25 protein-coding genes are annotated in these 23,660 nt (G+C 37.2%); 7 read left to right on the forward strand and 18 right to left on the reverse strand.

Going from position 1 to position 23,660, the window contains the following annotated elements; translation table 11 throughout:
- Nucleotides 1–56: 56 nt before the first annotated feature.
- Nucleotides 57–1,457 carry a M28 family metallopeptidase gene (locus ACTT1L_RS13340; RefSeq protein WP_044791910.1) on the forward strand — a complete coding sequence of 467 codons (1,401 nt, stop codon included), beginning with the start codon at nucleotides 57–59 and terminating at the stop codon, nucleotides 1,455–1,457.
- A gap of 148 nt (nucleotides 1,458–1,605) precedes the next feature.
- Nucleotides 1,606–1,980 carry a hypothetical protein gene (locus ACTT1L_RS13345; protein ID WP_442821949.1) on the forward strand — a complete coding sequence of 125 codons (375 nt, stop codon included), beginning with the start codon at nucleotides 1,606–1,608 and terminating at the stop codon, nucleotides 1,978–1,980.
- A 24-nt stretch (nucleotides 1,981–2,004) separates the two neighbouring features.
- On the opposite strand, the gene ACTT1L_RS13350 is transcribed toward ACTT1L_RS13345, so the two are convergent.
- From ACTT1L_RS13350 to ACTT1L_RS13370, 5 genes are all read right to left on the reverse strand, one after another.
- Nucleotides 2,005–2,676, reverse strand: a complete 672-nt coding sequence (locus ACTT1L_RS13350) for an anti-sigma factor (protein WP_071742871.1) — start codon at nucleotides 2,674–2,676, stop codon at nucleotides 2,005–2,007.
- On the reverse strand, nucleotides 2,660–2,974 hold the full coding sequence (locus ACTT1L_RS13355; RefSeq protein WP_048553440.1) for a hypothetical protein: 315 nt from the start codon (nucleotides 2,972–2,974) through the stop codon (nucleotides 2,660–2,662). Before ACTT1L_RS13355 ends, ACTT1L_RS13350 begins: the two co-directional genes overlap by 17 nt.
- A complete protein-coding gene (locus ACTT1L_RS13360) occupies nucleotides 2,961–3,488 on the reverse strand; it encodes an RNA polymerase sigma factor (RefSeq protein ID WP_042876137.1) in 528 nt (175 codons plus the stop codon). The genes ACTT1L_RS13355 and ACTT1L_RS13360 overlap by 14 nt, the downstream gene beginning before the upstream one ends.
- Nucleotides 3,489–3,761: 273 nt before the next feature.
- Complete coding sequence (gene argS / locus ACTT1L_RS13365; protein WP_001086456.1) at nucleotides 3,762–5,432, reverse strand: arginine--tRNA ligase; 1,671 nt, start codon at nucleotides 5,430–5,432, stop codon at nucleotides 3,762–3,764.
- Complete coding sequence (locus ACTT1L_RS13370; RefSeq protein WP_000414868.1) at nucleotides 5,432–5,869, reverse strand: DUF1934 domain-containing protein; 438 nt, start codon at nucleotides 5,867–5,869, stop codon at nucleotides 5,432–5,434. The genes argS and ACTT1L_RS13370 overlap by 1 nt, the downstream gene beginning before the upstream one ends.
- Before the next feature lie 202 nt (nucleotides 5,870–6,071).
- Between ACTT1L_RS13370 and ACTT1L_RS13375 the strand changes: the two genes are divergently transcribed.
- Complete coding sequence (locus ACTT1L_RS13375) at nucleotides 6,072–7,058, forward strand: S66 family peptidase (protein WP_061185271.1); 987 nt, start codon at nucleotides 6,072–6,074, stop codon at nucleotides 7,056–7,058.
- Nucleotides 7,059–7,083: 25 nt separating this feature from the next.
- Here the strand turns inward: ACTT1L_RS13375 and ACTT1L_RS13380 are convergent, their stop codons facing one another.
- A complete protein-coding gene (locus ACTT1L_RS13380) occupies nucleotides 7,084–7,446 on the reverse strand; it encodes a YxeA family protein (protein ID WP_000779936.1) in 363 nt (120 codons plus the stop codon).
- 234 nt (nucleotides 7,447–7,680) lie between these two features.
- Here ACTT1L_RS13380 and ACTT1L_RS13385 point away from each other — a divergent pair, with 234 nt between their 5' ends.
- Entirely contained in the window at nucleotides 7,681–8,718 is a 1,038-nt protein-coding gene (locus tag ACTT1L_RS13385) for a PTS sugar transporter subunit IIC (protein WP_000996317.1), read from the forward strand.
- Nucleotides 8,719–8,955: 237 nt separating this feature from the next.
- Here ACTT1L_RS13385 and speB read toward each other — a convergent pair whose 3' ends face one another.
- From speB to ACTT1L_RS13405, 4 genes are all read right to left on the reverse strand, one after another.
- Entirely contained in the window at nucleotides 8,956–9,828 is an 873-nt protein-coding gene (speB, locus tag ACTT1L_RS13390) for an agmatinase (protein WP_001209831.1), read from the reverse strand.
- A gap of 217 nt (nucleotides 9,829–10,045) precedes the next feature.
- Complete coding sequence (gene speE / locus ACTT1L_RS13395) at nucleotides 10,046–10,873, reverse strand: polyamine aminopropyltransferase (protein WP_000424696.1); 828 nt, start codon at nucleotides 10,871–10,873, stop codon at nucleotides 10,046–10,048.
- Between the two features lie 164 nt (nucleotides 10,874–11,037).
- On the reverse strand, nucleotides 11,038–12,201 hold the full coding sequence (locus ACTT1L_RS13400) for an MFS transporter (protein WP_071742876.1): 1,164 nt from the start codon (nucleotides 12,199–12,201) through the stop codon (nucleotides 11,038–11,040).
- Nucleotides 12,202–12,206: 5 nt separating this feature from the next.
- A complete protein-coding gene (locus tag ACTT1L_RS13405; RefSeq protein WP_000276568.1) occupies nucleotides 12,207–12,614 on the reverse strand; it encodes a MerR family transcriptional regulator in 408 nt (135 codons plus the stop codon).
- Nucleotides 12,615–12,766: 152 nt separating this feature from the next.
- Here ACTT1L_RS13405 and ACTT1L_RS13410 point away from each other — a divergent pair, with 152 nt between their 5' ends.
- Both ACTT1L_RS13410 and ACTT1L_RS13415 read left to right on the forward strand, forming a co-directional pair.
- On the forward strand, nucleotides 12,767–13,492 hold the full coding sequence (locus ACTT1L_RS13410) for a glycerophosphodiester phosphodiesterase (RefSeq protein ID WP_061131890.1): 726 nt from the start codon (nucleotides 12,767–12,769) through the stop codon (nucleotides 13,490–13,492).
- A gap of 99 nt (nucleotides 13,493–13,591) precedes the next feature.
- A complete protein-coding gene (locus ACTT1L_RS13415; protein WP_071742877.1) occupies nucleotides 13,592–15,643 on the forward strand; it encodes a transglycosylase domain-containing protein in 2,052 nt (683 codons plus the stop codon).
- Nucleotides 15,644–15,773: 130 nt separating this feature from the next.
- On the opposite strand, the gene ACTT1L_RS13420 is transcribed toward ACTT1L_RS13415, so the two are convergent.
- Nucleotides 15,774–16,283: a YwhD family protein gene (locus tag ACTT1L_RS13420; RefSeq protein WP_000136688.1), complete on the reverse strand. Its 510-nt coding sequence runs from the start codon at nucleotides 16,281–16,283 to the stop codon at nucleotides 15,774–15,776.
- A 25-nt stretch (nucleotides 16,284–16,308) separates the two neighbouring features.
- On the reverse strand, nucleotides 16,309–16,983 hold the full coding sequence (locus tag ACTT1L_RS13425) for a site-2 protease family protein (RefSeq protein ID WP_000372461.1): 675 nt from the start codon (nucleotides 16,981–16,983) through the stop codon (nucleotides 16,309–16,311).
- Between the two features lie 111 nt (nucleotides 16,984–17,094).
- On the opposite strand from ACTT1L_RS13425, the gene ACTT1L_RS13430 reads away from it, so the two are divergent.
- Entirely contained in the window at nucleotides 17,095–17,280 is a 186-nt protein-coding gene (locus ACTT1L_RS13430; protein WP_001147171.1) for a 2-hydroxymuconate tautomerase, read from the forward strand.
- A gap of 39 nt (nucleotides 17,281–17,319) precedes the next feature.
- On the opposite strand, the gene ACTT1L_RS13435 is transcribed toward ACTT1L_RS13430, so the two are convergent.
- The 6 genes from ACTT1L_RS13435 to ACTT1L_RS13460 form a co-directional block, all read right to left on the reverse strand.
- The gene (locus tag ACTT1L_RS13435; RefSeq protein ID WP_000262739.1) at nucleotides 17,320–18,624 is read right to left on the reverse strand and encodes an HD domain-containing protein; all 1,305 of its coding nucleotides are present in this window, start codon (nucleotides 18,622–18,624) and stop codon (nucleotides 17,320–17,322) included.
- Nucleotides 18,625–18,770: 146 nt separating this feature from the next.
- Nucleotides 18,771–19,715: an ABC transporter substrate-binding protein gene (locus tag ACTT1L_RS13440; protein WP_061131892.1), complete on the reverse strand. Its 945-nt coding sequence runs from the start codon at nucleotides 19,713–19,715 to the stop codon at nucleotides 18,771–18,773.
- Between the two features lie 191 nt (nucleotides 19,716–19,906).
- On the reverse strand, nucleotides 19,907–20,719 hold the full coding sequence (locus ACTT1L_RS13445; RefSeq protein ID WP_000212060.1) for an ABC transporter ATP-binding protein: 813 nt from the start codon (nucleotides 20,717–20,719) through the stop codon (nucleotides 19,907–19,909).
- 15 nt (nucleotides 20,720–20,734) lie between these two features.
- On the reverse strand, nucleotides 20,735–21,751 hold the full coding sequence (locus ACTT1L_RS13450) for a FecCD family ABC transporter permease (protein ID WP_001260776.1): 1,017 nt from the start codon (nucleotides 21,749–21,751) through the stop codon (nucleotides 20,735–20,737).
- Nucleotides 21,748–22,803 carry a FecCD family ABC transporter permease gene (locus ACTT1L_RS13455; RefSeq protein WP_000388276.1) on the reverse strand — a complete coding sequence of 352 codons (1,056 nt, stop codon included), beginning with the start codon at nucleotides 22,801–22,803 and terminating at the stop codon, nucleotides 21,748–21,750. The genes ACTT1L_RS13450 and ACTT1L_RS13455 overlap by 4 nt, the downstream gene beginning before the upstream one ends.
- A 318-nt stretch (nucleotides 22,804–23,121) precedes the next feature.
- A complete protein-coding gene (locus ACTT1L_RS13460; protein WP_000526077.1) occupies nucleotides 23,122–23,346 on the reverse strand; it encodes a DUF1450 domain-containing protein in 225 nt (74 codons plus the stop codon).
- Nucleotides 23,347–23,660: the final 314 nt, after the last annotated feature.

Here is a 23,660-nt window from a genome sequence, read left to right on the forward strand (position 1 = left end):
TCGTTATCCGTCTTCTTTTGTCAGTCAGAGAGAATAGAAGAATAGGAGAGGAAGAAATGAAAAAATCTTTGAAACAAAAAATAGTAAGCTCTTTGCTTGCTGTATCACTCGCTGTTAGCTTAGCCCCGATTGGACAAGCCAAAGCTGATTCCACGTCAGAAATCACACAGACTTCATCTATTACAAAACAAGTTGATGCAAGCCGTGCTATCGAACACATCCGTTTCTTATCCGAAACAATTGGTCCTCGCCCCGGTGGAACAAAATCAGAGGAATGGGCTTCCCGCTACGTCGGTATGCAGCTTAAATCAATGGGCTATGAAGTAGAATATCAACCATTCCAAGTGCCGGATCAATACGTTGGATTTATTGAATCACCATTATCCACAAAACGTAATTGGCAAGCTGGTGCTGCCCCTAACGCACTAATTTCTACAGAGGCTGTTACAGCCCCTCTTATCTTTGTTCAAGGTGGGACAAAATTAGAGGATATCCCAAATGAAGTAAACGGAAAAATCGTTCTATTCGAAAGAGGAACAACAGTTGCAGACTATAATAAACAAGTTGAAAATGCTGTTAGCAAAGGAGCAAAAGGTGTTCTTTTATACAGCTTAATTGGTGGACGTGGAAATTACGGACAAACTTTCAATCCCCGCCTAACGAAAAAACAGTCTATCCCTGTCTTTGGTCTTGCTTATGCACAAGGAAATGCATTTAAAGAAGAAATCGCTAAAAAAGGGACAACAATTCTTTCCCTAAAAGCAAGACATGAATCTAATTTAACGTCATTAAACGTCATTGCTAAAAAGAAACCAAAAAATAGTACAGGTAATGAAAAAGCTGTCGTTGTAAGTTCACACTATGATAGTGTCGTTGGAGCACCTGGAGCAAATGACAATGCTTCTGGTACAGGGTTAGTATTAGAGTTAGCACGCGCTTTTCAAAATGTAGAAACTGATAAAGAAATTCGTTTTATTGCTTTCGGTTCTGAAGAGACTGGCTTACTTGGCTCTGATCATTACGTTAATAGTCTATCCCAAAAAGAGCGTGACCGAATTTTAGGTGTCTTTAACGCAGACATGGTTGCTACAAATTACGATAAAGCAAAAAATTTATATGCTATGACGCCTAACGGTTCTCCAAACCTTGTAACAGATGCGGCCTTGCAAGCAGGTAAACAGTTAAATAATGACCTTGTACTGCAAGGAAAATTCGGTTCTAGTGATCACGTACCATTTGCTGAAGTTGGCATTCCTGCCGCTCTATTTATTTGGATGGGTGTCGATAGCTGGAATCCATTAATCTATCATATCGAGAAGGTATATCACACACCTCAAGATAACGTATTTGAGAACATTTCACCTGAACGTATGAAAATGGCACTAGAAGTAATCGGAACTGGTGTTTATAACACTCTTCAAAAACCTGTTACGCAAACCGAACAGAAAGCTGCTTAATCATTTGTAAAAGACCACTGATAAAAATCAGTGGTCTTTTATTGAGAAAAAATATATATGCATAAAAGCATATTTTCTCCTACTCATTATCGTATACAATATTAACTGTAACAAAAATGATTACAACAATTAAGGAGGCTTTTCTACTATGAAAAAAATGATTTTAGCCGGTGCATTAACTTTAGCAGGAATTACTGGTGCTACCGCGTTTATTCCTGAAACAAAGGCCACTGCCGCTACTCAAGAACAAAGCTTTACAAAATTTTATTCTTTGCAAACTGGAAGTAGTTCTGAACAAGAACCTGTTTTCCTTCAAAAGGGACAAGAGTTAACAATTCAACCTAACAGCAAAACCCCTAGTTACAGTGTTTATGACTCAAATCATAACCTTATTGGACGTTATTCTGATGGCTACGGCCGAATTTTCACTGCAAAAACAGATGGGAATATGTACGTTCAATTTCATGCACCTTATGTTTACTATAGTCCTGTTAGCTTTTCGGTTACGTATACAATCCGATAAAATAAAGGCCCTTCCCAAGGGCCTTTATTTTGTTTCCCAATTCACTTTTACAAAACCATCTTTCACCATTAAACCACTTATACTAAATACATACTTTTCATTCGCTTTCAATGTAGCTTTAAAAGTACCTTTTTTGGATTCACAGATTTCTTTTAACTCCCTTATACCTTCTCCTTTCCTTTCATACAAGCTAAAGCATAAATTCCCACGTTTTGCATCTGTCTCATAGGAAAATGTTACTTCTGTGTCTTTTGCATACTCAAGTTCAATATCTTTCCCAGCAATATCCCATGATGAGAATTTTGCCTCATAGCTTGTCTCTCCTTGTTGCTCACTCTCTAAATATATATCACCAGCTCTCCACATATCATCTAACGTTTGAACGAAAGCGAAGCCGCTCAGTAATACAAACATCGCACTTGCAAATATGACAACTAATGTTATCTTTTGTTTTTTCATAGCATTCATCGTATGCTCTCCTTCTATTTTCTTGTTACTTCTCCGTATCATATATAACAAAACTCCAATAAAAAACGGCAATATAATCGCTACAACACTCCACCACTTACTTATTCCACGCGTTTTCGCATCTGTATACACCCATGATGTTATACATACTAAAAGTGCTATAAAAGCCAAAAACATTGTAATCCCAGCTACCTCAAATACTACAAATGGATTATCGAACTCTATCATGTAATTTATACTCCTTCTTTAAAAATGACTGTATGACAACATATATAGGAATGTATAGGTGCATCATAATAACTATCGTTATAATGATAGTTATTTTATGATCCAAATGACTAATAAACTGCTCTAGGGTGACTGTTAATACAATCATCCAAATAGCATGAATGAAAACAACCCATCTCTTCTCTAATTTCCGAGCATTTCGCATGCCCTGCTTCGTATTATTTATTAGCTCTTCGCTAGGAATCATCTCTCCCGCTAAACTACTTTTTATCTTTTGATCAAATTTATCTTCCTTCATAAACGAACCCCTCCAAATGTTCTCGCATTTGCTTCTTCGCATAATTAAGGCGGTATTTCACCGTACCAATTGGTATATTTAATATTTCACTCATTTCTTTGTAAGAATATTGTTCATAGTAGTAGAGTACGAGCACTGTTTTATATTTTTCATTTAATAACTGTATAACTTCTCGTATCATTTCTGCTTCGACTTTTTGAATAAACTCTTCTGATATATTCATATCATCTGCATGCTCTATTTCTCCGCCATCTTCTTTATGAAATAAATCCAATACACGATCTTTCCATCTTTTCTTCTTACGATAAAAATCATAAAACGTACGAACACAAATTGTAGTAATCCACTTTTTATAATTCTCCACGTAAGAAAGTTGGTGCCGCGATGAAAAAACTTTTATCCACGTCTCTTGAAAAATATCTTCCGCGTCTTCTTTCGTCTTCGCTAACTTATAGCATAAGGAATATATTTGCTGCTTATATATGTCAATCAATTCTTCTACCTTTTCTTCCATCATAAACCTCCTGTCATTTATATAAGACGACGCAAATTCTCCTTTTGTTTGATAAAATTTTATTTTTTTATTATCTCCATACAAAAAGGCAATCACAACATCGTGTGATTGCCTTTTACTGAAAGCGAAAAATTGGCTCGGCTTTTCTTTATGTCTAGCTCTGCCTCCTAGCCCCTTCCGTCTAAGAACCTTCCCCACGAGAAGATAAAATGCATCTTCTGTGGGAAAGAACCTTAGCCTTCGGGACTAAACAGTCGGCTCCGCTTTTCTTAATTACATTTTTTCTGGCGCAGATACTCCTACGATTGCTAATGCGTTTTGAAGTGTAGTGCGTACTGCTTTCATTAACTCGTAGCGAGCTTTACTTAATTCTAAGTTATCTTGGTTTAATACTTTTTCTGCATTGTAGAAGCTGTGTAATGTTGCTGCTAATTCAAATGCATAGTTTGTAATACGGTGTGGTAAACGTTTTTGTGCTGCATCAGCAACTACTGCTGGGAATTCACCAAGTTTTTTCAGTAACTCTACTTCTTTCTCAGAAGTAACAAGTTTGTAGTTCACGTCTCCGCCTGTAGCTAATCCTAATTCTTCACCTTGACGAAGGATACTGCATACGCGAGCATGAGCATATTGTGCATAGTATACTGGGTTTTCATTAGATTTTGATACAGCTAAGTCCATATCGAAGTCTAAATGAGAATCACCGCTACGCATTGCGAAGAAGTAACGCATTGCGTCCACGCCTACTTCTTCCATAAGCTCACGAAGTGTAACTGCTTTACCTGTACGTTTACTCATTTTCATTTTTTCACCGTTTTGGTATAGTTGTACCATTTGGATGATTTCTACTTCAAGTGTTTCTTTATCGTAACCTAACGCTTGAATAGCAGCTTTCATACGTGGAATGTAACCGTGGTGGTCAGCACCCCAAATGTTGATTAACTTATCGAAACCACGCTCTAATTTATCACGGTGATACGCGATATCTGGCGTTAAGTACGTGTAAGAACCGTCGTTTTTAATTAATACACGGTTCTTATCGTCACCGTAAGTCATTGAACGGAACCAAGTTGCACCGTCTTCTTCAAAAATCTCGTCGCGCTCTTTTAATACAGCAAGAGCTTGATCAATTTTTCCGTTTTTGTATAATGATGTTTCTGAGAACCATACATCAAATTTAACACGGAAGCTTTCTAAGTCTTTTTGAAGTTTTGCTAACTCATATTTTAAACCGTACTCACGGTAGAATTCATAGCTTTCTTTTTCATCAGCTTTCGCATAACGATCGCCAAACTCTTCTGCTAAACGTTTACCGATTCCAATGATGTCCGCACCATGGTATCCGTCTTCTGGCATTTCTTTCTCTAAGCCTAAAGCTTGCATGTAACGAGCTTCAACAGAAAGAGCTAAGTTATGAATTTGGTTACCAGCGTCATTAATGTAGTACTCACGAGATACATCGTATCCTGCTTTTGCTAATAAGTTACATAAAGTGTCACCTACTGCTGCACCACGTGCATGTCCTAAGTGAAGGTCACCTGTTGGATTCGCAGATACGAACTCAACTTGTACTTTTTCACCTTTACCAGTATTCGTTTCACCGTAAGCTTCACCAGCATTAACGATCGTTGGGATTAAGTCTGTTAAGTAGCTATTATCCATGTAGAAGTTAATGAAACCAGGACCTGCGATTTCAATTTTTTCAATAGAAGCTTTTGCTTTATCGAAGTTTGCAACTAATTCTTCTGCAATCATACGAGGTGCTTTTTTCGCAACGCGTGCAAGTTGCATTGCCATATTTGTAGAGAAGTCACCATTTGTTTTATCTTTTGGAGATTCTAATACAACGTTTGGAATCTGTTCTTCTGTTGCTAATTCTGCCTTTAATACAGCAGCTTGAATTTCTTCTTTAATCAATCCTTTTACTTGTTCTAAAGAATTCATTATTTTGCCTCCTTCAAATTAAGTGTAATTGTATATCTGCCAGCTTCTTGTTCACTTAGAAGCAATGCGTACGTTAAGAAGAGTTGTCCTTTTTTCTTTTCATCCGACCATTTAAAAAGAACGTTATCAGTCTTTGTTTGCAATGCAAACGTACCAAGTTCACTCGTATACGTACCAGTTGTCCATTCACCTTTCACATGCGTCTGACGCATTGAAACAGCACCTGAACGCATAATGAGAACTTGTTCATCTTGAATTTTAATAATTGTTTTCACTTCGCCTTGTTCGTTCGGCTCTTGGAATGTTACATATGTACCTTGACCTTTTACATAGTATTGACCATTTGCTTCAAAAGCAACGGTTTCCTTCCTCGCCCCTTCACGGATTTCTGTTACGAAATGAACGTGTACCGGCAAGCCTGCAAGTTGTTTCTCCACGTCTTGCACACCTTTCAAATGTTATAGATATTAAATACTACTTATAATAAATCACTTTTCCTATCATATCAAAAAAAACCTCTATCTGTCTGCTGAAAAATCAGGAAAACTCCATTTCAAAACATAATTCACTTTCACTTTATTTCATATGATAAAATATTTCTTAAATCTAAATATTCTTTCTTTTAAAGAGGTGAATGAAGTGCTACCAACAAAATTGAAAAAAGGTGATGAAATTAGAGTTATTTCACCATCTTGTAGTTTAAGTATTGTCTCAACTGAAAACAGGAAGCTTGCTGTAAAAAGGTTAACCGAAATGGGCTTTCACGTTACATTTTCAACATATGCTGATGAGATAGACAGATTTGCTTCCTCTTCTATTTCTTCACGCGTTCAAGACCTTCACGAAGCATTTAGAGACCCGAATGTAAAAGCCATTTTGACGACACTTGGCGGATACAATTCTAATGGCTTATTAAAACATCTCGATTACGATTTAATTCGAGAAAACCCGAAATTTTTCTGTGGCTATTCGGATATCACTGCACTAAATAATGCAATTTACACTAAAACAGGACTTGTTACATATTCAGGCCCCCATTTCTCTTCATTTGGAATGGAGAAAGGGCTCGAGTATACGAACGATTACTTTTTACAATGCTTAACTTCTACTGATCCTATCGAAGTCCTGCCATCTGAAACATGGAGCGATGATTCTTGGTATATAGATCAAGAAAATCGAGAATTTATTAAAAATGAAGGATACATTTCGATTCACGAAGGAGAAGCTACGGGAGATATTATCGGTGGTAATATGAGCACATTGAACTTGCTACAAGGTACACCATATATGCCTAACTTAAAAGATAAAATTTTATTTCTTGAAGAGGATAGTTTAACTGGGGGAGCTACTCTTAAAACTTTTGATCGATATTTACATTCTCTTATGCAGCAGCAAGATTTTGAACATGTAAAAGGCATCGTTATAGGAAAGATGCAAAAAGGCGCAGAATGTACGATAGAAGACGTGCAAGAAATGATTGCTTCAAAGCCTGAGCTTGCACATATCCCTATCATTGCAAACGCAAGTTTCGGTCATACAACCCCGATTTTCACTTTCCCAATTGGCGGACGTGCAACAATCATTTCTAACAAAGAAAAAACATCTATCACTATTTTAACGCACTAAAAAAGGAGCGAATGGGTCGCTCCTTTTATCGTTTTTCTATTTTCTCCAACGCTTTTTGCGGAATTGATTCTTTCGGGATTTCAGCCCATCCTTTTCCTTGCATACCTTTTGCATAAATTTTTATAAAAGCACCCGTATGCAATTCACGGTTCATCATTCTTTTAATAACCTGTAACTTTCCGTCTTCTGTATACCCTTTAAAAGTATACAAGTATTCTCCGTCTTTTTTCTCACCTTTATCTATAACCGCATAATAATCTTGTATTTCTTTATTTGAAAAGAAGTTGTCTACAAAAGCATGTACACCTTCTGTTTTTGTGTTCAAATAATACGCTGTTCCACCTAGAATAATGGCGAATACAACTAAAACTTTAATTACCAATTTCATACATGAACCTCCTGTTTGCACTTCTTTTTCCCTAGTCATATATCTATACTTGTATTATACGAAAAATGGCATACTATACTCTATCTAAAAGTCTTACACTTTCCTTACATTATTGTAAGGCATTTTCACCTTATAGCAATTTCCCAAGAAAAAATTTTTCCGTTTCATGAACTTTTATATTATTATTGAATGATACAAATTTTTATTACAAAAATCAAAGGAGACAGTTTTCAAATGGCTATCTTGCAAGGTTTAGCACTATTACTTGTTGTACTTTGTCTATTTACACTTTTTAGTTACCGTGCTCCTTACGGCATGAAAGCAATGGGTGCTTTAGCTAATGCAGCAATCGCAAGTTTTCTTATTGAAGCATTTCATCGTTATATAGGTGGAGAAATGTTTCATAATGACTTTTTACAATCAGTAGGAGAAGCTTCCGGTAGTATGAGCGGTGTCGCAGCAGCGATTTTAGTCGCATTAGCAATCGGTGTTTCCCCCGTATATGCTGTTTTAATCGGTATCGCTACTAGTGGATTTGGTATTTTACCAGGATTTTTCGCTGGATACGTTTGTGCCTTCGTCGTGAAATTTCTCGAAAAGAAATTACCGGCTGGTGTAGAGTTTTTAGCAATTTTATTTATCGCTGCACCAATCTCACGCGGAATGGCAATGCTTATGGATCCGCTCGTTAACGCAACACTTGGTAAAATCGGTTCTATGATTTCAGTTGCAACTACAGAAAGCCCTATTATCATGGGTATTATGCTTGGTGGATTAATAACAGTTATTTCTACCTCTCCACTGAGTTCTATGGCACTCACTGCAATGCTTGGATTAACGGGTTTACCAATGGCAATTGGTAGTCTTGCCGTAGCAGCCTCAGCCCCAATGAACTTTATTTTCTTTAAACGACTAAAGATTTGTTCAAAGAAAGACACAATTGCTGTAGCAATCGAGCCTTTAACACAAGCCGATGTTGTTTCAGCAAATCCAATTCCAATTTATGCGACAAACTTCGTTGGCGGTGCACTTGCTGGTATTATTACATCTCTGTTCCAGCTCGTTAATAATGCACCAGGAACAGCATCACCAATCCCAGGACTTCTTGTTTTATTCGGATTTAATGACGTTGTAAAAGTAACAATTGCTGCTATATTATGTGGAATCGTTACCACGATTGTTGGATACATCGGATCAATTGTGTTCCGTAAATATCCAATTCGCTCTGCTGATGACATTCGCGGCATTACTTCGGAAGAGAAGGTTGCATAAGAAAAAGAGCTATTCCCGTTGTTTAGGAATAGCTCTTTTTAATGTTACGTAATGGTAAATGAAATTATATCGACGATTTTTCAAATATATCGATCACAACTCAAAATATATCAACGATTTTTTCATTATATCGACGATTCGACAAGACATATCGACTTACCGACACATAACGACAAAATAAGAGCCCCTAATCATATAGAGGGCTCTTATTTTATCCAGCTACAGCGGATTCCGCTTTTATTTCACCCAACCGAGCAGCATTTCCCGCACGAATTTGCTTGCTGCGACTGGTGTTTGATCACTATGGTCGTAGACAGGAGCTACTTCTACTAAGTCTGCTCCAACTACATTTATATTTGAATTTGCAATTGCTACGATGGAATCTAATAATTCTTTAGATGTGATACCACCAGCTTCTAACGTTCCTGTTCCTGGAGCGTGAGCTGGGTCTAATACATCAATGTCGATTGTGACATAGACTGGGCGTCCTGCAAGTTTTGGTAATACTTCTTTTAACGGTTCTAATACGTCAAATTTATATAAGTTCATACCTACTTCTTTCGCCCATTCAAATTCTTCCTTCATTCCAGAACGAATTCCGAAAGAATATACGTTTTCCGGACCAATTAAATCACACACTTTACGAATTGGTGTAGAGTGGGATAAAGGCTCCCCTTCATACGATTCACGTAAATCAGTATGAGCATCCATATGGATGATTGCTAAATCCGGATATTTTTTTGCCATTGCCTTAAAAATTGGCCAAGACACTAAGTGCTCACCGCCGAGACCTAGTGGAAACTTATCGGCATCTAAAAGTTTTGATACATATTCTTCAATCATGTCTAAGCTGCGCTGTGCGTTTCCGAATGGTAATGGGATATCACCCGCATCAAAATATTTTACCTCTTCTAGTTCACGATCTAAATACGGACTATATTCTTCAAGACCGATTGATACTTCACGAATACGTGCAGGGCCAAAACGAGATCCCGGACGGTAACTTACTGTCCAATCCATAGGCATCCCATAAATAACTACCTTCGACTCTTCAAAACTTGGATGACTTTTAATAAATACTTTACCTGAATAAGCTTCATCAAAACGCATATTCTTTTCCTCCTTATGTGGAACTTAAGGTATCCCAACCTTTCATTATTTCTCAAATTTGGAGCGAGTTGCTCCTCTTTCTCGATTTACCGGGTCTTCTATTTCATACAAAGAAGACAATTTTCTTTACAGAAGTGTAAATAGCTAGCATGTTCAAGTCTTCTGGACAAACACCTTAAATGAGCTATTTACACTTTATTTGTTCCGTGCGATTCTCTTACTTAATTAAATCGCCAACAAATTTCGGTAATGCGAATGCTGCATTGTGTAATTCTTTTGTGTAGTATTTCGTTTCGATTTCGTGGAAACGCTCTTCACTTACTTCTAATGGATCATGTTTTTTAGATCCGATTGTGAACGTCCAAAGACCGCTTGGGTAAGTTGGAATGTTCGCTGTGTATAAACGAGTAATTGGGAAAATCTCTTTTACATCTTTAAACACAGTTGTAATTAGTTCTGGCGTAAACCAAGGGTTGTCCGTTTGTGCAACGAAAATACCATCTTCTTTTAACGCTTTTGAAATTCCAGCGTAGAAGCCTTTTGTAAATAGGTTTACTGCTGGTCCTACTGGCTCAGTAGAATCTACCATAATTACGTCATATTCATTTTCGCTTTCTGCGATATGTAGGAAACCGTCTCCTACTTTTACTTCTACACGCTCATTATCTAATGCACCTGCAATTGATGGTAAGTACTGTTTAGAGTACTCAATTACTTTTCCATCGATTTCAACAAGAGTTGCTTTCTTTACGCTTGGGTGTTTTAACACTTCACGAATAACACCGCCATCGCCGCCACCTACAACTAATACGTTTTCAGGGTTTGGATGTGTAAATAAAGGTACGTGCGCTACCATTTCATGATAAACGAACTCATCTTTTTCTGTTGTCATAACCATGCCATCTAAAATAAGCATGTTTCCGAACTCTTCCGTTTCGACCATATCAAGTTTTTGGAATTCTGTTTGCTCCGTATGTAATGTGCGGTTAATACGCGCCGTAATCCCAAAATGTTTTGTTTGTTTTTCAGTGAACCATAGTTCCATCGTACAATCACGCCTTTCAATGCAAATTTATAATAGGGACATCATTAATGTCCCCTAACAAAAATAAAACAAAACATCCAAAATGTATAGTTAAAAGTACAAAAATACCGAAAATATATTTTAGTCAGAGCGTTCTAACATATACATATAAAGAAAACCCTTTCTTAAGAAAGGGCTTTTCTCTCTACTTCTACCTGTTTTCGAATCGGAATTAAAATCATTACACAACCAACTAATACAACAATCCCACCTACTAAAAATGGACTTTGCGGTGAAACAGCGTGGCCGATAATCCCTGATAAAATGGGAGCAATTGCGCCACCTAACCAACGAACGAAGTTATAAACACCAGATGTAACAGATCTTTCATAAGGTGAAATATCCATTACATAACTTGTAAATAATGCATTATTTAATCCTGATGCTAATCCTGATAGAACAATTAATACAATTTGTAACCACATAATTTTCACGAAGAATAGTGCAATTAAGAATAGCGCAAATACGAGTAAACTGCCTTTCAACAATGTTTTCGGCTCATATTTCCCTTCTAGCTTATGTGCTAAAATTGCAGAACCGTAAGCTAACGCGAGTCCCCATCCACAAAATACAAAACCTAATTGAATAGCAGATAAATGCATAATAAGTGGTGAATATGCTAACACAACGAAAAATCCGTAGTAGTATAACATTCCTGAAATGGCGCCTTGCATAAACGGCTTATACTTCACCAGGTTAAATAATTCTCCTACGCCTGCCGCTTTACGCTTCACTTTTCGCTCTGGTTCTTTCACAAAGAAGAAAACTAAAATAAATGCTAAGAAAATTAAAATACTCGTCGCAAAAAATGGGTAACGCCAAGAATGTCCACCTAATATCCCGCCTAATAATGGTCCACCTGCCATTCCTAAACCGATAGCCGCTTCATATAACCCTACTGCTTCATGAACTTCTTTACTTAATGCAATCAATAAAGTCATCGCCGTTGCGAAGAACATCGCATTCCCTAATCCCCATCCAGCGCGGAAAAGAGATAACTGAGCAATCGTTTGCGATATACCGCATATAAACGCAAATACAGTCACGATGGCAAGACCGATTGTCATCATTCGTTTATCACCAAATCTCGATGCAAATATTCCAGCTGGTAACATCATAATTGCCATCGTTAAAATATATGCTGTAAATAACATCTCTACTTGCCAATGCGATGCACCAATCTTTTCAGCAATAATTGGCAAAATTGGATCGACTACCCCTATACCTGAAAAGGCAAGGAAAGTAGCCAACACTGTAATCAATCTCCCTAGTTTTTGTTTGCTCTCCATTTTGATTACTCTCCTTTTGTATTCTCTAAAAATGTCACTGCACGATGTAAGCTGTCTTCAAGTTCTCCCTTTACACGCTGCATTTGCTCCATTTTCTCGTCTAGCGTTTGCACTTGTTTTTCAAGCATCTCTTTAATTTCTTGAATCACTTCACGATCACGGGGATTCTCACTATTTCTTCTTTGCTCCATTCTTTCTTTTAACGATAAAAAATGTTGCATTTCTTGAAGCGTAATCCCTAACACTTCTTTCGCTTCCACAATTCTTTTAATTCTAGCGATATCTTCGTCTGTATACAGGCGAATGTTCCCCTCACTACGTTCTGGGGGATGAATTAAACCAATTTCCTCATAATAACGAAGTGTACGTTTTGTTAAACCAACTTGCTTTGTAACTTCATCAATCTTATACATGTTTATTCCTCCCTTCACTCGATTATTACATTTTACGTTAACGTTAACTTTTGTGCAACTGTTAGACTTTTGTAAATGTTTGTCATATTAAATTGTATTTTTTCAAAAGCAGTTTCATAATGAAAGAAAAGAAATGATAAGGAGAATTTCACATGAGTAAACCACTTATTTTCGCTCATCGCGGCGTAAAAGGAACACATCCAGAAAATACGATGATTGCCTTCCAAGAAGCTGAACGCATCGGCGCCCATGGAATTGAGCTTGATGTCCACCTATCAAAAGATGGTGAACTTGTCGTAATTCACGATGAAACAGTCGATCGTACAACGAATGATGTAGGTCTTGTCTCTGAAAAAACGGTAAAAGAGTTACAAGCTTTAGATGCCGGCAGCCATAAAGATCCTTCTTTCCATGAAGCAAAAATCCCAACGTTACGCGAAGTATTCATTTGGTTATCTACAACAAAGTTACAGCTCAACATTGAGTTAAAGACAGATGTCATTCACTATCCAAACATTGAAGAAAAAGTTGTTGCTCTCGTTCGAGAATATCATCTTTCTAATCAAATTGTATTCTCTTCATTTAATCACGACTCTGTTTCATTATTAGCAGAAATTGCTCCTGAAATCCCAAGAGCCATTTTATATGACCAGCCACTTGCTGATCCTATCGCCGAAGCAAAAAATAGAGATGCAACTGGTTTACACCCAAACTTTCAACTACTAACAAAGGAATTTGTTCAACTCGCGCAAAAACAAGGGTACGTTTTCCGCCCTTATACAATTAACGAATACAAAGATTTACAAACTATGATTGATTATGGCGTAGATGTCATTATTACCGATTGGCCAGCACGTGCATTTGAGCTCCTTTCTTAATTGAAGGAGCTCTTTATTTTCGAAATTTCATTGTTTAAAATAATCGAAAACCCTCAATACTAATACAATAATGTTTGTATGAATGAGGGGCTGAAAAAGATGGATCAAACTATGAATACAAAACTTAAAAAATATAAACGTCTTTTCTTCACCGTAATGTTTTCTTCTGTTCTTTTTTTCGTTTTCTCCTTTTTTGTTATTATTATAGTTGCAAAAATTATGGGACCTCCTCCTGTCGCTGTCCCGCAAACAAGTGTCTTTTATGCTAATGATGACACTGTTATAGGACAAAGTAATGAGATGCAAAAACGATACAATGTATCTCTCAAGGAAATTTCTCCTTACGTAAAAGAGGCAACACTTTCTATCGAAGATCAAAGATTCTACAAACATCATGGCTTCGATATGAAGCGTATCGCTGGTGCCATTGTTGCTGATTTAAAAGCGATGGCAAAAGTCCAAGGCGCTAGTACGATTACACAACAGTATGCCCGTAACCTATACTTAGATCATGATAAAACGTGGAAACGTAAACTATTAGAAGCAATGTACACAATCCGTCTTGAAGTGAATTATAATAAAAATCATATTTTAGAAGGATATTTAAATACAATTTATTACGGGCATGGTGCTTATGGAATCGAAGCTGCGTCCCGTCTATATTTTGATAAAACAGCAAAAGAATTAACATTAGCGGAAGCTAGTATGCTCGCGGGTATACCAAAAGGACCTAGTGTCTACTCTCCCTTTTTAAAAAAAGATCGTGCGAAAGAACGACAATCTCTTATATTAGATGAAATGGTAGAACAAGGCTATATTACGAAGAAACAAGCAGCTTCAGCAAAGAAAGAATCACTAACTTTCGCTTCATTAGATACGAAAAAAGTCGCAGAGGTTGCGCCTTATTTCCAAGATGCTGTACAAGCTTCTCTTCTTCGCGATGTTGGATTAGATGAGCAAGCCTTACAAAAAGGCGGCTTGCGTATTTATACAACGCTAGACCCAAAATTACAATCAGTTGCAGAACAAGCTGTAAAAGACCACATACCTGACACGACAAACATACAAACTGCGCTCGTCTCTATGAATCCAAAAACAGGTGAAGTAGCTGCCCTTGTTGGTGGAACTGATTATAATACAAGTCAATTTAACAGGGCTACACAGGCCGCTCGCCAGCCTGGATCTACATTTAAGCCATTTCTATATTATGCGGCATTAGAACGAGGATTCACCCCTGCTACGCGCTTAAAAAGCGAATACACCGTGTTCACTTTAGGTGACGGTGTTTCAAAGTATAAACCGAAAAACTATAAAGACTATTATGCAGACGATTTTGTAACAATGGCGCAAGCTCTTGCGGTCTCTGATAACATATATGCCGTGAAGACCAATTTATTTTTAGGCGAAGACATTCTTACAAAAACGGCGAAGCAATTCGGCATTAAAAGTGCATTAAAAGATGTCCCTTCCCTCGCGCTCGGTACATCTCCTGTAAAACCAATTGAAATGGTTAACGCTTATAGCATGTTCGCAAACGGGGGAAGAGAAGTAAAACCTATTTTCATTCGCCGCATTATGGATCATGAAGGAAATATTTTATACGATGCTCATTTGGATAGTAAACAAGTTCTTGATAAGAGCAAAGCATTTGTGATGGAAGAAATGATGACAGGCATGTTTAATAAAAAACTAAGCAGTTATGCTGCTGTAACTGGTCAATCAATGTTATCTAAACTATCAAGAACCTATGCCGGAAAATCTGGTTCTACCGAAACAGATAGTTGGATGATTGGGTTTACCCCGCAACTCGTAACTGGCGTATGGGTTGGATATGATCAACCTAAATCAATTTCAAACGTAGCAGAACAAGGCTATGCGAAAAGAATATGGACTGATACGATGGAGAAAGGCTTAGATGGACAACCTAAAAAAGAGTTTAAACAACCAAGTGACGTCGTTGCAGTCGATATTAACCCTGAAAACGGGAAAATCGCTACAAAAAATTGCCCAATTTCAGTGAAAATGTATTTTGCAAAAGGTACAGAACCAACTGAATATTGTATGGATCACGTTGATGATAAAGAGGAATTTGAAAAGACAACTGAAGAAAAGAAAAAAACAAGTTGGTGGAAAAAATATCTTCCTTGGTAGAATATCAAGCTATTTCACTGAACGTGGAATAGCCTCCTAGTCGAATCGTCGATATATCTTCATACAACAAGCCAAAATAAAAAGGATGTCTCACTAGTCCAACAATCGACTAGTGAGACATCCTTTTCTTTTATTCACTTAATAATGCACGGCGCAATTCTTCGCTAGACTCGTTCCAAATCGCTTCATTATGTTCTTTTAAGAATGTACCAAGTACTTTTTTAGATGATTCGTCCATATGTTCAACCATAATGTGACGCTTCAATGATTTATCCATTTTGTTTACGTGCTCTGGAAGTGACTTATATCCGCGGCGAATTTCACGGTCAACTGTCATTTCACAAGCTGTTACACCTGCGTAATACGCACCTGTTGCTGTTCTTTCAATCGTTACCCATACAAGCCAGTATGGTTTTCCGTTTGGAACTTCATCTTTATTTGTTAAAAACTTAATACCTTTTTCTACTGTACTACGTGCATGCATCGCACCGATATCAACAAATGCTGTTTTCTCTAGTACATCGACAAATACAGGTGAAATGTTTTCTAGACTTAATGCCCCAACGCCAAAACCACCATGTCCATCTGTTGAATCATTTTTCACGATATTAAAACCGATTTTTTTCTTTTTCTCTGTCATATGTAAATTCCTCCTCACTTAATGATTATAAAAGGCCAAAGATAGGCGCAATAATACTGTTTAAAAATGCAAATACGTATGGAATGACAACATTAAAAATAGGTTGGATTGTGTAATTGCTAAGCGGTGTAATAACTAGAATTAATAAAGCAATTGCCCCGTATTTTTCATACTGTGTCATTTTCGCACGAATATTTGTTGGTGCTAAATCCTCCACTACGCGATATCCATCAAGTGGCGGGATTGGTAATAAGTTAAAGACAAGTAAAACGATATTCAACATAATAAAAATCTGGAAAAATTGAGCTAGCGTATCTGCTACTGCAAATGGAATTGAGTCTAATACACCAAATGTTAATAAGCTATACCAAATAATTAAACCGATTGCGCTTAAAATTAAGTTACTAATCGGTCCTGCAATTGAAACTAATATACCTGCAAGACGAGGTCTTTTAAAGTTATATGGGTTAACAGGAACTGGTCTCGCCCAACCAAAACCAAGAATTAATACAGCAATCATCCCGATAGGATCTAAATGTGCCATCGGCGATAAAGTTAAGCGCCCTTGTCTCTTTGCTGTATCGTCTCCAAATTTATATGCTACATATGCATGCGCAAATTCATGCACTGATAATGCGATAATAATGGCCATTGCTACCAAAGGAATTTGGTGCAACGGGTATCTAAATAACTGATCCATGCTTCATCTCCTCTTCAATATGTCAAAAAAAGAAATTATTTGTTTTTTGATTGTTCTTCCACATAATCCGCTATAATAAGAGTGTAACTTACATAAAAGGAGCGATTATATATGCCATACGTAACAGTGAAAATGCTAGAAGGACGCACAGAGGAACAAAAGAAAGCTCTTGCTGAGAAAGTAACAGCAGCAGTAAGCGAAACAACTGGTGCTCCTGAAGAAAACATCGTTGTTTTCATTGAAGAAATGTCTAAAAACCATTATGCAGTTGGCGGAAAACGCTTAAGCGACAAATAATTTCAAGTTCTTTCATAAGAAGCAGCCATTAGCTGCTTCTTATTTTTTGCCTTCGAGTAACTCGATGATTCTCTCTTTATATTTTCCTTTTCTTCCATCTTCATAGATTAAATCATGCGGGTAGAATAGCTTTTGATCCCTTCTCTTCTTACCAGTAATCGCCTCAACAATATCCGATTCACGTGAAAGCTCTCTAAGTTCTCCATTTGGCATAAGAAGTAAGATTGGTAGACGTTCTTCTTCTTCACCAGCACGGTAAAAGTCGTACGGTAAGTCTGATGTTGAATCAACTACTAAATAGTATTCTGGATCGAGTCCAATCTTTTTAAATAAGCTACTTAATTCCATCCAATTATCTAAACCGTGCTTATCTGTAAACTCTACATATTTAAATAGGTTTCGATTCATAAAACGACGGCATAGATCACTTAAAATTGGATCTTCTTCGTCCTGCCATACTTGGAAGTAATAATACATAACGTTCTCGTCTAACTTTAAATAATCCTCTACTGTTACTTCTTCTTCAAATAAAGAATAGAAATGAACAGGGTGATTTTTAAATGTATAGTACTTCTCATGCAATGATTTTGCACGGTGTAAAATCTTCGTTAAAATAACTTCAGCACTTCGAGTTACTGGATGGAAATATACTTGCCAATACATTTGATAACGACTCATAATATAATGCTCAACAGCATGCATACCACTATTTTTAATAACTACTTGATTTCCGTACGGACGCATAACGCGCAGTATACGTTCCATATCAAAGTTTCCATACTTTACGCCAGTGAAATACGCATCTCTTAATAAATAGTCCATGCGATCTGCATCAATTTGACTGGAAATCATGCTAATCGCTAATTTATTAGTAGATGTTTTCGCAATTACATCGGCTACCTTTTGTGGGAAATCTTTATCCACACGACTTAATACACGATTAATTTCCGTATCTCCAACGATAATCTTTTGCGTGAATTTCTCATGGTCTAATGAAAATACTTTTTCAAACGAATGAGAAAACGGACCGTGACCGACATCATGAAGCAATGCCGCACATAAGCATAACAATCTATCTTCAGCATTCCAATTCGGTCTGCCATCAAACACATCATCAATCATACGACGAATAATTTCATATACACCTAACGAATGAGTAAAGCGACTATGCTCTGCACCGTGAAATGTAAAAAATGTCGTTCCAAGCTGCTTAATACGGCGCAAGCGTTGAAATTCTTTCGTTCCGATTAAATCCCAAATAACACGATCGCGTACGTGCACATATTTATGTACCGGGTCTTTAAACACTTTTGTTTCGCTGAGTTTGTCGTTTAAATATACCACTTTCCGACATCCCCCTTTCTTTACTGCATTCTTACTATATATTATAAACGAAATAGGAAACAGAAAGAAATGAAAGACTATATTAATTGCCCTTATATAAAGAAAAAATCACTTTTACCGGGGTAAAAGTGATCTCTTTTTATATATTATTTACCTAAAACGAACTCAGCAACTTCATCTAAGATCATTTCTTTACCTAGTGGGAAGTAACCTTTGTTTAATTCTTCGTTTTTAATTGTAAATACGTGGTTGTTTTTAACAGCGTTCATATTTTTCCAAATTGATTCTTCTTGGAATTCTTTTAGGCGCTGAGAACCGTCACCAGTCGTAAATACGAATAAGTAATCTGGGTTGTAATCGATTAAAGCTTCTTTTTGTACTTGTACTAACGGTTTATCAGTTGGTGTACCTTTAACTGCTGGTAATTTTAAATCATTAAAGATTACACTACCGTAACCGTAGTCACCGTATACACGGAAAGCATTTGGATATGCAGCCATTTTCATGAATTTAGCATCGCCAGTTTTCGCAACGATTTTGTCATGTAATTTGCTTGCTTTTTCGTCATACTGTTTGAACCATTCTTTTGTTTCTTTCTCTTTACCGAAGATTTGACCTACTTCTTCGAATTTTGGACGCCATTGGTCTAATGGAGTTTTTAACATAACTGTTGGTGCAATTTTAGATAATTGATCATAAATCTTTTCTTGACGATTATTTACAAGAATTAAGTCTGGTTTTGCAGCAGCTACTGCTTCGATGTTAATTTTATCTCCCCAAGCAGAACCAACTGGTTTTACGTCTTTTAATTTCTTTTCAATATGTGCATCAATTTTTTCTTGAGATGTATTAGCAGTAATAATTGGTTTCATACCAAAGATTAATAATTCTTCTGTTGAACCACTAAGGTCAGCAATTTTCTTGGGATTTGCAGGGATTTTAATTTCCCCTTTTGCATGTTGTACAGTGCGCTCTTCAGTCTTCGCATCCTTCGCATCTGCTTTCTCCTCTTCTTTGTTAGAACAAGCTGCAAATAGTACAGAAGTAACGACTAGTACCATTGCTAATAACGCCATTTTAAAATTCTTCATGTTCCCACTCCTTCTAGCTGTATTTCTCTTATAAGTTACAGTGAACTATAAGAAACAAGGTTAACAATTAATAAATATATATTGATTAATTGTTGCTTATGCCCCCGTTCTAACGGGTGTTCAACTTCCTATTTACTAATAAGAAGCTCAACGTCCATTAGAAGCCCCCCTCTTTACGAGGGGGATTCTACTTATGCTTTTTTACGCAATTGATTACTAATCATCGCTAAATCATACGTTAAACAAATTGGCTTACAGTTTACTGGACATGGAACAATTTGAGCTTCAATCTCAAATACATTACGAAGTGTTTCACTCGTCATCACCTCATCTGGCGTTCCTTGTTTCATTAATTTACCAGCTTTTAATGCAATCATATGATCTGAGAAACGAGAAGCATGGTTTAAGTCATGGATAACCATAACAATCGTTCTACCTTCTTCTTCATTTAACTTTTTCAATAAGTTTAATACTTCTAATTGATGAGCCATATCTAAGTACGTTGTCGGTTCATCTAATACGAGTAATTCTGTCCCTTGTGCAAGAGCCATTGCAATCCATACGCGTTGACGTTGCCCACCTGATAATGCCTCTGCTGGACGATTTGCGAATTCTGTCATTCCCGTCACTTCAAGTGCCCAATGAATGTAGCGATAATCCTCTTCTTTCAACGTTCCAAATCCTTTTTGATGAGGAAAGCGTCCATATGAAACGAGTTCAAATACAGTAAGGCCAGTTGGTACTTCTGCAGTCTGTGGTAAAATTGCCATTTTCTTTGCGATTTCTTTCGTTGGTTGTTTCTCGATTGCTTTTCCGTCAAGATAAACAGTACCTTTTTTTGCTTTCAAAATACGAGAAGCCGTTTTTAATAATGTGGACTTTCCACAACCATTTGGTCCAATAATTGTTGTAATTTTCCCTTCCGGAATTTCAACTGTTAATCCATCAATAATTAACCCTTCATTATAGCCAACAGATACCGCATCAACTGCTAAAGTTGCCATACAAAAAGCCTCCCTTTACTTTGTCCTCATAAGTAAGTATATAAAATACGGTGCACCAATTACAGAAATAACAAGACCGACCGGTATTTCTGAAGTTGGTAACACACTTCTTGAAATTACGTCTGCGAATAAAAGTAAAAACGTTCCTATTAGTGCAGCTGTAGGCAGCATAATTTGATGTTTCCCACCAACAAGGCGCCTCGCTAAATGGGGAGCCATTAAACCGATAAAACCAATTCCTCCGGCAACAGCGACAGATGCACCTGCTAAACAAACTGCAATAAATAATAATTTACGTCTTTCCTTTTCTACGTTTACACCAAGACCAACTGCTGTAGAGTCGCCTAGGTTCATTACATTTAGTATGTGTGCTTTACTAATAGCTAGTGGCAAGAAAATAACCATCCATGGAAGGACACTTAGCACGAACTTCCAATCTGTGCCCCAAAGACTTCCTGCTAACCAAATCGTAGCAAAGCGGAAATCGTTAGATGTCATCTTCATAGAAAAAATTAAACTAACAGCACCAAACCCGGCTGCAACAGCGATACCCACAAGTATCAATCGAGTAGATGAAACGCCGTCTTTCCATGCTAGTAAATAAATAATAACAGCTGCTAATATCGCTCCAACTAGTGCGAAGAACGGAAGAATGAATACAGATAAAAATGTACCAGTTCCTACTTTCCCGAAGAAAAAGTAGACAAAGATAACAACTGTTAATCCCGCTCCAGCGTTAATACCGATAATACCTGGATCAGCAAGTGGATTTCGTGATAACCCTTGCAAGATCGCACCTGACATAGCTAAAGCAGATCCAACTAATATAGCAATGACCATACGCGGCATACGGAATTCAAATAAAATAACAGACTGATCTTCAGCCCCGAGTCCAACCAATGACTTTAATACGTCCATTGGCGGTATTTTAAATGTCCCTGTATTTAAACTCACTAAAAATACAGTAACGATTAATCCTACTAAAATTGTTAAAACCGAAACGTTCTTTTTTGTTAAGACACTTGTCCTCACATTTTTCCTCTCCCTTCGTTACGTGCTAAGTAGAGGAAGAATGGAACCCCAATTAGCGCTGTAATTGCTCCAATTGGCGTTTCAAACGGCGGATTAATAACGCGAGATAACATATCTGCACATTCAATTAACAGCCCGCCTAAGACCGCAGAACATGGAATAACCCATCTATAGTCTGAGCCTACAAGGAAACGAGTCATATGTGGGATGACAAGACCAACAAATCCAACCGATCCTGCCATAGAAACTGCCGAACCTGTTAACACAAGAACAAGTACTGTCCCGATAAATTTAATTAATGTCGTATTTTGACCAAGTCCAATCGCAATTTCTTCACCGAAGCTTAAAATTGTAATATACCTCGACATCATAATTGCAATGAAGAGACAAACTAGACCAATCGGTACTAACATATTAATACTTTCCCATTTCACTCCAGCAACTCCGCCTGCATTCCACATACTTACCTCTTGGGCAAGATTGAAATATAGCGCAATTCCAGATGAAATGGCCCCTAATAAAGCACTAATCGCGGCACCCGCTAAAGCTAATTTCACAGGCGTTAATCCACCTGGTGAAGAAGATCCAATTCCATATACAATGCTCGCTCCAAACGCAGCACCAATAAAAGATGCGATAACGAACATTAAATAAGGTGAATTAGGGAAGAATGCATACATAATTGCAATTCCAAACACAGCCCCATCTGTAATCCCCATTAACGATGGTGATGCAAGTGGATTTCGCGTCATACCTTGCATAATTGCTCCTGATACCGCTAAAAAGGCACCTGCTACTACGCCCCCTATTGCTCTAGGCATGCGAAGTTCTTGAATTACATTATGATGCGTAATAGAACCGTCAAACTGAAATACAGCTTGCCATACAGTCTTTAAACTAATATCTGCAGCACCAAACGAAATAGACAGTGCCATGCTTAAAGCTAACAAAATTGTACCTGCTACTAAAATAATAGAGGCAATGAGCGGCCTGCTCTTAATCTCTTTAACATTCACATCTTGCTGTTCTATACTCCTTGCGCTCGCTTCCATCCCTCAACCATCCTAACCAACAACATATGTTTAATTTAATGAAATGAAATTTATTCTCAAATAGCAATAAAAAAATTAAATGAATCGGCCCTTTTCTGATAATGATTCTCAGAATCAGACACCTTCTATTCTACCTATCGCTTCAAAAGACTGTCAACCATTATTTTGAAATACAAATTCATATAGGCCGAGACCTTAATAAATAGATAATGCCTATCTGTCATGAACTATTATCATCACCAGTTAAGCTTTCTCAGAATAGATTCTTCCTCTTATGGGCATAAAAAAAGAAGAGTAATCTGTTCACTCTTCTTTTCCTTACTTATTTAACTTTGCCTCAATTTTTACAATTAATTCGTCTTCTGTTGGCGCTGCAACTGGACGATTATTTACAAATGCGAATGATTTTTTACGGCCAGGGCCACAGTAAGACTGACATCCAACTTCAATCGTTGCACATGAATCTACTTTTTTTAGCTTTGGAATCAGCGTTTTAACGTTCGTTGCCTGACAATCATCACACACACGAAATTCGTTTCCCATTATATAACACTTCCTCTATTTTAAACTTTTCTCAAGTACATTTAAAAATAAACACTAAATGGTATTTTACCGCTCTTTGAAGCTCGTTGCAAGTTTCCTTTCGACGCTCTTTCCACATATAATGCTACATATGTATATGTTTTCCTACAGCAGCTTCCGTCATTCTTGGCAAAATTTATCCCGCTTTAATGGGCAGTAAGATCCCCACCTTAAAATTCAGCGAAAGCAAAGAAGTTAGGTAGGGGATGAAGAACCTCCCCACTGATGAAAGTTTCACTTTATACCTCTCATCGAAATCTACCATATTTTTAAAA

Source organism: Bacillus sp. FH (assembly GCF_052216825.1).
In the GTDB taxonomy this organism is placed as follows: domain Bacteria; phylum Bacillota; class Bacilli; order Bacillales; family Bacillaceae_G; genus Bacillus_A; species Bacillus_A paranthracis.